The following is a 5,816-nucleotide window of genomic DNA, read 5'->3' on the forward strand; positions in this document are numbered from 1 at the left end:
GAGAGAAAGAGAACGCGACGTGACCAACCCCCCCCCCCCCCCCCCCCCCCCCCCCCCCCCCCCCCCCCCCCCCCCCACAAGGTGTCCTAGGCCAGCAGCGTCACGTCCAGCTCGCCCGCCGCGTACTGCTTGCGCAGCACCTTCTTGTCGAACTTGCCCACGCTGGTCTTGGGCACCGCCGGGATCACCGCCCACCGCTCCGGCAGCTGCCAGCGCGCGATCCGCTCACCGAGGAACGCCTTCAGCTCCTCGTAGCCGATGGTCGCGCCGTCGTTGAGCACCACCGTCGCCAGTGGCCGCTCGCCCCACTTGTCGTCCGGGACGGCGACCACCGCGGCCTCGACGACATGCGGGTGCGCCATCAGATGGTTCTCCAGCTCGACCGAGGAGATCCATTCGCCGCCGGACTTGATGACGTCCTTGGCGCGGTCGGTCAGCGTGAGGTAGCCGTTCGGGGTGATGGTGCCGACATCGCCGGTGCGCAGCCAGCCGTCGGGGCTGAACTTGTCCTCGGGGCGCAGCGGGTCGCCCTGCGCGCCGCCGTAGTAGGCGCCCGCGATCCACGGTCCGCGGACCTCCAGCTCGCCCGCGGCCCGGCCGTCGCAGGGCAGCTGCTCGCCGTCCGGGCCGATCAGCCGGGCCTCGACGGAGGCGGGGAAGCGGCCCTGGGTGGCGCGGTAGGTCCACTCCTCGTCGCCGCTGACGCCGGCCGGCGGGTGGGAGACGCTGCCGAGCGGGGAGGTCTCGGTCATGCCCCAGGCGTGCACGACGCGGATGCCGTGCCGCTCCTCGAAGCCGCGCATCAGGGCGGGCGGGCAGGCGGAGCCGCCGATGACGACCGTGTGGAGACAGGCGACATCGCGCTTCGTGGCGTCGAGTTCGGCGAGCAGGCCCTGCCAGATGGTGGGGACGGCGGCGCCGATGGTGGGCCGGACGGTCTCGATCATCTCGGCGAGCGGCGCGGGCTGGAGGAAGCGGTCCGGCATCAGCAGCGAGGCGCCGGCCATGAACGCGGCGTGCGGCAGGCCCCAGGCGTTGACGTGGAACATCGGCACGACCGGCAGGGTGATGTCGCGGGAGCTGAGCGCGAACGCCTCGGCGGTGTTGACCTGCATCGAGTGCAGATAGAGCGAACGGTGGCTGTAGAGGACGCCCTTGGGGTCGCCGGTGGTCCCGGAGGTGTAGCAGAGCGCCGCGGCCTCCCGCTCGTCGATCTCCGGCCAGGCGTAGCTCTCCGGGCGGCCGGCGATCAGCTCTTCGTAGTCGTGCACCCGGGCCTGCGCGCCGTCGAGGACCGACCGGTCGCCGGGGCCCGCGACGACGATGTGACGGAGGTTCGGCAGCTGCGGGAGGAGCGGGGCGAGCAGCGGGAGCAGGGTGCCGTTGACGAGCACGACCCGGTCCTCGGCGTGGTTGATGATCCACACCAGCTGCTCGGCGGGCAGCCGCAGATTGAGGGTGTGCAGCACCGCCCCCATGGAGGGGATCGCGAGGTACGCCTCCATGTGTTCCGCGTTGTTCCACATCAGCGTGCCGACCCGTTCCTCGCCGGCCACCGACAGCTCGTCGCGCAGCGCATGGGCCAGCTGTGCGGCCCGGCGGCCGATCTCAGCGAACGTGCGCCGGTGCGGATCCCCCTCGGTCCAGGTGATGACCTGCGATTCACCGTGAACCGTCGACCCGTGGGTCAGGATTCGCGAGACGGTGAGCGGTACGTCCTGCATCGTGCTCAGCACCGGGTGCCTCCGCTGTGTACGGGCGGGTAATGGTGCTGAGATTGTCGACGCATACCGCTTGGTATGTCACGCCCCCGGGCGTGTGTTCTTGCCCGCTCATGGAGGCATATGGCCGGGCGGGGCGGGGCACGGGGCGAGCCGCCGTGGCCCGCCCGGCGGTTTTCCGGCGCCGCCGCCCCGCCCGGCGGCCCCTCCCCGTTCGCCCAGGTCAAAGGGCAGGCAGCCGCCGTTCACCCGGAGGGATGGCCCTTACGGCACGTTGCTTGTGCGGCGTCCGGACGGAGCAGCACGCTGACGAGCGTCCGGTTTTCCCGGTTTCCTCTTCTGACAGGAGCGTCTTATGCGCCCCCACCTCGGTCGTTGCCTCGTCCTTGCCGCCCTGGGCGGTGTCGGTGTCCTCGCCTGCGGCACCGCTCAGGCGGCGCCCACGGCCGCCCCGGCCCCGCGGGCCGCCGTCGACGGCCCCTCCCTCGGCCGCCCGCTGTTCGGCGGGCAGTTGGACACCGTCGCCGGGCTGGGCGGGGGCGTGATCTCCGGTGGCGGGCGGCCGGTGGCCACCCAGGCCGGCGGCGGACGGTGAGGCCGCGGCGCTGACCGCCGGCCACCGATGGGCCGGCCGGCCGCTCACGGGCGCCGATCGGCCACCGGGGTCACCGCCTGGAGGACCAGCACCGACAGATCGTCCTCGACCGGGCCGGTGCCGAAGTCGTGCGCGGCGCGCCGGACATGCTCGGCGAGGGCCTTGGCGCCCAGCCCGGTTCCGTCCCGCAGCACCTCGATCAGACCGTCGTTGTCGTCGAGCTGCCAGTTGCCGCAGCGGCGTTCGGTGACCCCGTCGGTCACACACAGCAGCGTCTCCCCCGGGGCGAGGATGAAGGAGCTGGCCTGGAATTCGGTGCCCTCATCGATGCCGAGCAGCATCTGGGGGTCGGAGGCCGCCTCGACCCGGCCGTCGACGAACATGTGCAGCGGCGGCGGATGGCCGGCGGTGGCGACCGTACAGCGGGCCCCGGCGGTGCCCGGATCGACCTCCAGCTCGCCGTACAACAGGCTCAGAAAGCGGGAGCTGGCCTGTTCGCCGCCGAGCTCCACCGCCTCCGCGCTCTCCTCGGCCATGGCCAGATTCAGCCTGCCGAGCACCGACTCGACGCCGTGCCCCTCACGGGCCAGCAGCCGCACCAGATGGCGGGCCAGGCCGGTGACGGACATCGCCTCGGGGTCCTTGCCCTGGACGTCGCCGAGCAGGAAGCACCAGCGCCGGTCGCCCATCGGGAAGACGTCGTAGAAGTCGCCGCCGACGGTCTGGCCCTCGCCGTGCGGCTCGTAGACGATCGCCGTGTCGACGCCGGGAATGCTGGCGAGCGTCGCGGGCAGCTGCCGCCGCTGGAGCGCCAGGCTGATGGTGGTCTGCCGGGTGTACTGCCGGGCGGTGAGCACGGCCTGGGCGACGCGGCGGGCGACATCCTCGACCATCCGCACCACGGTGTCGGTCATCTGGAGGTGTCCCGCCCGGCCGAGCAGCAGCATGCCCTGGTCGGTGTCCCGGGCGACCAGGGGGAAGGCCAGCGCGGACCCGCCCGAGGAGGCCGCACCGGCGCATTCCGGCCAGGGCCAGGGGGTCCCGGCGGTGCGGATGAGGTCGGCCGGCGGGTCCACCTCCAGGTCGGCGCGGAGCGGAGCGATCCGCCGCTCATCGACATGCCAGACCCGGGAGAGCTGCATCGTGCCGCTTTCGGTGGTCAGCCAGATCGCGCACCAGTCGGCGAGCCGGGGCACCAGCAGCTGGGCGGCGAGCGCGGTGACCATGTCCTGGTCGAGCTGCCCGGCCAGCAGTTCGCTGGTCTCGGCGAGGAAGGACGGTCCGCCGCGGTCGGCCCACTCGGCGGCGTAGCCGTGCGTACGGCGGCGCTGGGCGACGGGCCGGTCCGGCGGTGCCGGAGGCGCGACGGGGCGCGACACGGGCCGGGGCACGGAGCCGATGGTGCCGGGCTCGCCCTCGGTGGCCTCCAGCCGGAACCACACGGTCTTCACCGACTTGCGGTAGGTCACCCCCCACGATTCCGCCAGCGCGCTCACCAGCTGGAGGCCGTATCCCGGCTCGCCGGTGCGGGCGTCCACCCCGCCGCGTACCCGCCGGGCCGGATGGCGGTCGGAGACCTCCATGACCAGGCCCAGCTTCGCCCGGCCGCGTTCCCCGTCGCCCTCGGCGGGATTCTGCTCGTGCTCCAGCCGGCAGGTCACATCGATCTCGGTACCGGCGTACATCACGGCATTGGTGACCAGCTCGCTGGTGAGCAGGACGGCGTCGTGGATGAGCTCCGCGTTGATCGCCGCCGAGCCGGGCCCTGCGGTGGCGGAGGGCGCGGCGGCCCGTTCGGTGAGCAGGGCGCGCACGAACTTGCGTGCTCCGGCGGCCGCGAGCTGGTTCGCGGGCAGACCTTTCCGGGACACGGATTCCGTCGTGTGCGGGGAGGACAGCGGCACCACTGCGCCCCCTGGATATGCCGGGAAAAAGTGATTACGAGCGCTTTATACTATGTCATACCTGCCCAAATGGATCACTCTGCCCGATGGGATTTCCCCGCTTCGATCACTGGGGGATGGTGCGCCATGGCGCTCGACCCGGCCCGGCCCGAGCCTCCCGAGCCCGCTCAGCCCTCCACGCCCTCTGAACCGTCCGAGCCGTCGTCCGAGCAGTCCGAGCCCGCCGGGTACGTCCGGCCCGCACCGCCCGCCGCGTCCCCGCCCGACGGCCAGTGGGTACGCACGAGTGAGCTGCGGCCGCTGCTCGCGGCGATGAACGCGGTGCGCGACGGGGATTTCACCACGCGTGTGGAGAGCTCGCCGGCCGGCGGCTCCACGGACGGGGTGCTGGCGGACATGGCCGGCGTCTTCAACCAGATCATCGCCCGCAACGCCCATCTCGCCTCCGAGCTGCAACGCGTCCGCGGCGAGATCATCCGGCAGGGCCGGCTGGACGAGCGGATCTCCGCGAGCCCCGGCCAGGGGACCTGGACGACGAACATCGACGCGGCCAACACCGTGCTCGAAGCGCTGGTGGTCCCGCTCGCCAAGGCCACCCGGGTGCTGGACGCGGTGGCCGACGGCGATCTGACCCAGCGGGTCGATCTGCACGACGGCAACCGCCAGCTCCGCGGCGATCTGCGCCGCCTGGGCAATGGCGTCAACCGCATGGTCGACCAGTTGTCGCTGTTCACCGGCGAGGTCACCCGGGTCGCCCGCGAGGTCGGCACCGAGGGCCGGCTGGGCGGCCGGGCCAAGGTCCAGGGGCTGTCCGGCGACTGGCTGCATGTGACCGAGGCGGTCAACACCATGGCGTCCCGGCTGACGGCGCAGGTGCGGGACATCGCCGTGGTCACCACCGCGGTGGCCACCGGCGACCTGACCCAGCAGGTGACGGTCGAGGCGACCGGCGAGCTGCTGGAGCTGAAGCTCACCGTCAACAAGATGGTGGACCAGCTGCGGGCGTTCGCCGACGAGGTCACCCGGGTCGCGCGCGAGGTCGGCACCGAAGGTCAGCTGGGCGGCCGGGCGCAGGTCAGGGGCGTCTCCGGGGTCTGGAAGGACCTCACCGACAACGTGAACTTCATGGCGTCCAATCTGACCTGGCAGGTCCGCAACATCGCCCAGGTGACCACGGCGGTGGCCAACGGCGACCTGAGCCAGAAGATCACCGTGGATGCCCGGGGCGAGATCCTGGAGCTGAAGTCGACGATCAACACCATGGTCGACCAGCTCTCCGCCTTCGCCGACGAGGTCACCCGCGTCGCCCGCGAGGTCGGCACCGAAGGGCGGCTGGGCGGCCGGGCACAGGTCCGGGGCGTATCCGGGGTCTGGAAGGACCTCACCGAGAGCGTCAACTTCATGGCGGACAACCTGACCTCCCAGGTCCGCAACATCGCACTGGTCGCCACCGCCGTCGCGGAGGGCGACCTCGGCAAGACGATCACCGTCGAGGCCAAGGGCGAGATCCTGGAGCTGAAGTCGACGATCAACACCATGGTCGACCAGCTCTCCGCCTTCGCCGACGAGGTCACCCGCGTCGCCCGCGAGGTCGGC

General features: G+C 72.1%; 4 protein-coding genes. 2 read left to right on the plus strand and 2 right to left on the minus strand.

Going from position 1 to position 5,816, the window contains the following annotated elements; genetic code table 11:
• Positions 1 to 86: 86 nt before the first annotated feature.
• Complete coding sequence (locus ACZ4XD_RS17970) at positions 87 to 1,736, minus strand: long-chain fatty acid--CoA ligase (protein WP_468043104.1); 1,650 nt, start codon at positions 1,734 to 1,736, stop codon at positions 87 to 89.
• A 340-nt stretch (positions 1,737 to 2,076) separates the two neighbouring features.
• Between ACZ4XD_RS17970 and ACZ4XD_RS17975 the strand changes: the two genes are divergently transcribed.
• Complete coding sequence (locus tag ACZ4XD_RS17975; protein WP_423605310.1) at positions 2,077 to 2,316, plus strand: hypothetical protein; 240 nt, start codon at positions 2,077 to 2,079, stop codon at positions 2,314 to 2,316.
• Between the two features lie 44 nt (positions 2,317 to 2,360).
• Here the strand turns inward: ACZ4XD_RS17975 and ACZ4XD_RS17980 are convergent, their stop codons facing one another.
• Positions 2,361 to 4,187, minus strand: a complete 1,827-nt coding sequence (locus ACZ4XD_RS17980) for a SpoIIE family protein phosphatase (RefSeq protein WP_468043106.1) — start codon at positions 4,185 to 4,187, stop codon at positions 2,361 to 2,363.
• Between the two features lie 345 nt (positions 4,188 to 4,532).
• On the opposite strand from ACZ4XD_RS17980, the gene ACZ4XD_RS17985 reads away from it, so the two are divergent.
• Positions 4,533 to 5,816, plus strand: a 1,284-nt coding sequence (locus ACZ4XD_RS17985) for a HAMP domain-containing protein (RefSeq protein WP_468043197.1), incomplete at its 3' end; no start/stop codon positions are given.

The organism is Streptomyces sp. NPDC029466 (assembly GCF_055574515.1).